General features: G+C 61.6%; 3 protein-coding genes. 2 read left to right on the top strand and 1 reads right to left on the bottom strand.

Annotated features, from left to right (window positions below; translation table 11 throughout):
- On the bottom strand, positions 1–2,106 hold a 2,106-nt coding region (locus NW827_RS09095; RefSeq protein WP_414503592.1), incomplete at its 3' end, for a DUF748 domain-containing protein.
- A gap of 600 nt (positions 2,107–2,706) precedes the next feature.
- Here NW827_RS09095 and NW827_RS09090 point away from each other — a divergent pair.
- Positions 2,707–3,138, top strand: a complete 432-nt coding sequence (locus tag NW827_RS09090) for an STAS domain-containing protein (protein WP_414404673.1) — start codon at positions 2,707–2,709, stop codon at positions 3,136–3,138.
- A 12-nt stretch (positions 3,139–3,150) separates the two neighbouring features.
- Complete coding sequence (locus NW827_RS09085) at positions 3,151–3,960, top strand: precorrin-2 C(20)-methyltransferase (RefSeq protein ID WP_414503591.1); 810 nt, start codon at positions 3,151–3,153, stop codon at positions 3,958–3,960.
- Positions 3,961–4,510 lie beyond the last annotated feature (550 nt).

Below are 4,510 nucleotides of genomic sequence, written 5' to 3'. Positions count from 1 at the left end.
CAACTGCAGCGCTAGCCGCTCCCGCGCCCCCGCTAGCTCCACCGCCGTCCCCTGGCTAGACCAGCTAAAGGGCCCGGCCAAGTCGGCAAAGGCCACCTCCCCCACCTGCAAGCCGCGCAACTGGGCCTCGCCAGTCACCTGCAACTCCTCCAGCGATCCGCGGAGCTGCCCGGAGCCCTGCAGCACCCCCGCCACCCTCGGCGGCAGGCCGAGTACTTCTGCCAGGGGGATCCCGTCGGCGGCAAAGCTCAGATCCAGGGATCCCACCTGCAGCGTCTGCGGGTCTACGGGGATCCGTCCCTCTACCCTGGCCAAGCGGGTGGTGCCGGCCAGGACTTCTGCTGCTTGGATTGCCAAGCCCCCGCCATCCCAGGCCACCTGGCCTCTGATGGAATCGGCTAGCCCCAGGCCCTTTTCCTCCCCAAGCTGCGACAGCGCCAGGGATCCCTGGGCCCGCAACGCCGCCAGGAAACCCACCTCCGCCGCCGCCGCTGTGTTCACCTGCGCCGTCAGCTCCCCGGAGAGGAATCCCGGCCACTGGGGGTTAAAAAAGGCCAGCGGCAGATCCTGGGGAGCCAGCTGCGCCTGGAGTTGCCCTGCCGCCCACCGCCCCGCCACCTGGGCCTGCCCCCCGCCCAGCTCCAACACCGCCTGTGGCACCTCCACCGCCCAGCCCCCCCCCTCGGGCAAGATCTGAAGCTGTCCTCTGCCGGCAATCTCTCCCCCTTGGGTTTCCCAGGTGGCCTCCACCTGGGGCTGGGATCCCGTCAGCGCCACCTGTACCTGAGCGCTTACTGGTCCCGCCCAGGGCCGCTTGCCCCGCCGCGGCAGGTTGACGCCGTAGAGGGCCAGCACCTGCTCGGGGTTAGCCTCCGTCACCTGCAACTGGAAGTGGCCCACCAAGCCGGCAGCCCATTGCAGTTGTCCAGATCCCTGGACGCGTCCACCTACGGCCTTCAGGTCGATGTTCTCAAAAGCCAAGGTCTGGCCGGCCCAGCGGAAGCCAAAAGCATATTCCGGCACCACCAGGCGATCCACCTGCCCCGGCGAGATCCCTTGCAACTGCCCTTGGAGCTGCGGCCCCTCGAGCGGGCCAGTAACCGCCAGGGATCCCGCCACCACCCCTGCCGCCGCTACCGGCAGCTCAAAGTTGAAAGTCTCCTGGATTTGCTGCAGGCTGGCTGGGGCCATGACAGCTTGCAGAGTGAATCCCTCGCTGTTGGCGAAGGCAATGGAGCCGTTGAGATCCCTGAAAGAGAGCTGGCCAAAACGACCGCTCACCCCCTGCAGCTCCAGCTCCTCTAGGGTAAAGCGAACGGAGCCTCTGACTGCTTCAAAAGGATGCGGCAGCCTCTCCAACCCCAGCCGCGCCTGCTGGATGTGGGCTTGGCCCCTCAATTCCAGAGGGCGTTCTCCTCCCCAGAGGACTTGGAGATCTAGAGCAGCTTCCCCCTCCACCTCAGTCAAGGGCGCCGCCGGCAGCACGCTGGGCAGCAGCTCCAAGGGGAGGCGGGCAGCAGCAAGGGTTACCGAGCCAGCAGCCTGGGCAAAATCCACCACCCCCCTAAGCTGCAGGGGGTACCCTCCTTGCAGCCGTGCCGAGAGCTGGAAGCTGGCCTGTCCTCCGCCCCCCTCCCCCGGCGGGGCACTCAGCCGCACCTGCAGCTGGCCCTGCAGATGGTCAAACTGCCGCCGCTCCCCCACTAAAGGGATGGCCGTCAGGGATCCCTCCTGCAAACGGACGTACAGCTCCTGGACAGGCAGGGATCCCTCCCCTTCTGGGAGTTGAAACTGCACATCTGCCCAGCCGCGATCCAGCGTTTCCATCCACAGCAACTGGGGCTGGTTCAGGGTAATGTTGAGCGCCCACTGGCCTGTTTGTAGCCAGGTCCAAAAGTCGGGGCTGAGGTCAATAGAGCCAATGCTGGCCAAATGTTCGATGCGGCTTTCTCCCAGCCGTAGCCCCCAGGGAGCAACAAGCCTCACCTCTCCCAATTCCACCCGCCGGCGCATCGCCTGCGAGAGGGTTTCTTCTACCTGCGGCAGCACGTGATCTTGAAGGTAGGCCCCGATGCCCCAGGCAGCCCCGAAAGCAGCAGCCGTCAAGCTCAAGCCTAAGCCCCCCCCTATCCTTATCCAGCAGGAGAGGGGAAATGGTCGCTGCGGCACTTTACCCTCTTTGTTGTGCTGATCTTTGCCCAACACCTACCCTCAGGGATCCGGAGCACCCCTTTTGAGAAGCCCTGCTTGGCCTATAGGCTGGCCTCCTCGGGGACAGCCAAAACTGCCCCCATCCTACCCAAGGACTCCTGGCTTGCCATGAGGGGCCAGAGAGAAGAACTCCCTACTCCTAGACGCAGTCCCCTGCTCAAATACCCCCTCGCTGAGGGAACAGGGATGCTAAGGGATCCCCCGGCGGGCTCAGCTTCTAACCTAGGCCTTCATTTGCAAATCTTCGTCCAGCTGTCTACAATGTCTCCACCCCCAGCTTGTGGGGAGGATCCCTCTGGCCCTAGGGGTAGCCTGCCCCGCGCTGTGGGTTGAGGAAGTAGGAAAAAGCACCAACAGCGGACAGAGTAAGGCTGCGAGAGCGGCTGCGTTGGTGGTGTGGGGTGCTTACAGCTTTGTCCACTGGTGTATAGTTTGGAGCAGTCGGGAGATAAAAGGAGAAAAGCCATTCCGGAACCTCTGTCTCTGACAGTTAGTTTGCGTGGCAGCTACGAAGCCTTGGAAAACTGCCAGGTCTTTCGCCTGACAGGTCTCCTTGATGCTTTTTCTGAGCCAGTGTTCGTGAAAGTGGTTACCAAGCACCTAGAAGAGGGATCCCCCAACCTTGTCCTCGATTTGACAGGGATCGACTTCATTGACAGCTCTGGCGTCGGCGCCCTGGTACAACTGGCCAAACTGGTACAGGGCCGTGGGGGCATCTTCCAGGTGGTCAGTAACCCTCGGATTACCCAAACGGTAAAGCTGGTGCGGCTGGAGAAGTTCCTGGCTCTGCGCAACTCCCTCCAGGAAGCTTTGGGTTATCTAGCTGCAGAGAGCAAAAGGCACGCCGAGCAGAGCTCCCCAGCGCCTGAGGGGGGCTCTGAGGCCGCCAGCTCTAGCTTGGAGAAGCCGGAGGGGGAAGCCTCCTAGACGTACGCTGGCATGGGTTTGGGAACTTTTTGGGGTGTCAGTGCCGGAGCAGGGGATCCTGAGTGGCTTACCCTGAAGGCAGTGCGGATTCTCCAGGCCGCCAAGTGGGTGGCCTGCCCCCAAAATGCTGACGGCCAGCCGGGCTTGGCCTACCAAATCGTCCGTCCTTGGCTGCGGCCGGAGCAAACTCTGCTGCCGCTGCATCTACCCTTTGTCCTCCAACCTGAGCTCCTCCAAGGGGCCTGGGAAGCAGCTGCCGCGCAACTGGCCCCTCCCCTAGAACGAGGAGAAGATGTGGTCTTTGTTTGCGAAGGGGATGTGGGTCTTTACAGCACCTTCGCCTACCTGGCCCAGGCCCTGCGGCAGCGGCTCCCCGACGTGCTCATCCAGGCCATACCGGGAGTATCCTCCCCTCTGGCTGCTGCGGCGGCCTTGGGATCTCCCTTGGCCCTTGGCCCTGAGAAATTGGCCATCTTGCCAGCTCTTTTTGCCCTAGCAGAGCTGGAGGAGGCCTGTGCTTGGGCTGATGTGGTTGTCCTCATGAAGGTGGCTTCTGTCTACCCCCAAGTTTGGCAGTGGCTGGCCGAAAGAGGCTGGTTGCAGCAGGCCAGCCTGGTGGTCTGGGCTGGTTGGCCCCAGCAAGCCCTTTTTCCCACCCTCGACGGATTGGCCGACTACCGCCCCCCCTACTTTTCTCTGCTAATCCTGTGGCCTCGGAACTGCGGTTCCCTTCGACTGGCCTGCCTGCCAAAAAGTTCCCAAAAAGTGGGCTCCTCTCTGGGAGAGAAATGGGATTTAGGTGGCGCCCGTGAAGAAAAATAGCAAGCCAATTGAAGAAATAATCTAGTCTGTTAAAGACAGTTGCTATCCACTGTAGGAGTACCCAGCCTGAGCTAGATTAAAAGTGTAGTGATTCAGGAAAGGAGGTAGTATCCCAAATCTAGGAGCGGGGCAAGACACCAGCTTGCAGCTTGCTCAGCTTCAAAACCCCAAGCCAGACAACTTCTCGAGTCGATTTCAAGTAAGCTCCCGCCAAGTTGTGCTGGCAGGTACATTAAGCAAGTGGTGGTCTTGCCCAGACGAGCACCTGGCCTCTACGACAGGTTTTCCCCCTAAGCAAGGGACATGGGAGCTACATCAAATAGCTGCCGGGCTTGCTGAAGGAAGGCACTGTAGCGCAGGAGGTCGCTTACCTCTTCTAGGAAGGTGAGAAAGACAGTGGGCGCTGTTGCTTCTGGAAGTGCCGGTCTGCTATTTCGAGTCTCCAGCGAGGATCAGCGAGGATCGAAGAAGAGGTGGAAAACCGGTGCCTCGGTGAGGTCCAGGTGCTCCCCCTGCAGGCTCTGGCAAGGCAGGATTTTGCTTAAGAAGA

The sequence above is a fragment of the Synechococcus sp. H70.1 genome (genome assembly GCF_047502705.1).
Classification (GTDB): domain Bacteria; phylum Cyanobacteriota; class Cyanobacteriia; order Thermostichales; family Thermostichaceae; genus Thermostichus.
This window is presented reverse-complemented; position numbering and strand designations above follow the sequence as displayed.